This is a genomic window from Nocardioides sp. P5_C9_2, assembly GCF_054049555.1.
On sequence record NZ_JBFUMD010000729.1, the window covers coordinates 1 to 1,194 of the forward strand.

Here is a 1,194-nt window from a genome sequence, read left to right on the forward strand (position 1 = left end):
GCTCTGCTACGCCGAGTTCGCCTCCACGGTGCCGGTGGCGGGCAGCGCGTACACCTTCAGCTACGCGACGTTCGGCGAGCTCGTCGCCTGGATCATCGGCTGGGACCTGGTGCTGGAGTTCACCGTCGGCGCCTCGGCGCTCTCGGTGGGCTTCTCGGGCTACCTCCAGAACGTGCTGGACGGCACCCCCTTCGAGGTCCCCGCGTCCATCGGCTCGGCGGCGGACGGGCTGGTGGACCTGCCGGCGATGCTCATCGCGCTGCTGGTGGCCGGCGTGCTCATCGGCGGTGTGCGGCTGTCCAGCCGGGTCAACCAGGTCGTCGTGGCCATCAAGCTGGCGGTGGTCGCACTGGTCATCGTCGTGGGCATCACCTACATCAACACAGCCAACTACACCCCGTTCATCCCGCCGAGCGAGCCGACGAGCGGCGCCGAGGGCGGCTTCTGGAAGACCCCGCTGATCAGCAGCATCTTCGGCCTCGAGCCGGCGGTCTTCGGTGTCGCCGGCGTCATCGCGGGTGCGGCCATCGTGTTCTTCGCCTTCATCGGCTTCGACGTCGTGGCCACCACCGCGGAGGAGACCCGCAACCCCCAGAAGAACGTCCCGATCGGCATCCTGGGCTCGCTGGCCATCGTCACGGTCCTGTACATCGCCGTGTGCCTGGTCATCACCGGCATGCAGGACTACCGCGACATCGATCCCAACGACCCGGCGCCCCTCGCGACCGCCTTCGACAAGGCCGGCGTGGAGTGGATCGGCAACATCATCGCCGTCGGCGCCACGATCGGCCTGACCGTCGTCGTGCTGATCCTGATGCTGGGCCAGACACGGGTGGCCTTCGCGATGGCCCGCGACGGGCTGCTGCCGCCGGCGCTCGCCAAGGTGCACCCGACCTACGGCACGCCCTACGTCATGACCGCCATCACCGGCGTCGGCGTCGCGCTGCTGTCCGGCTTCGTGGACTTCGCGACCCTGGGCGACCTGGTGAGCATCGGGACGCTCTTCGCCTTCATGCTCGTGTCGGTCGGCGTGCTCGTGCTGCGTCGCACCCGCCCGGACCTCCCGCGCGCCTTCCGCACCCCGGCCGTGCACCTCGTCGCGACGCTGTCCGTGCTGCTGTGCGGCTACCTGATGCTCAACCTGATCGGCGAGACCTGGGTGCGCTTCTTCATCTGGATGGCGATCGGCCTGGT

General features: G+C 68.9%; 1 protein-coding gene. It reads left to right on the top strand.

Annotated elements, in window-relative coordinates; all coding sequences use genetic code 11:
• Window positions 1-1,194 (top strand): amino acid permease (locus ACXJKL_RS21350; protein WP_457208995.1); only part of this gene is annotated, 1,194 nt, incomplete at both ends.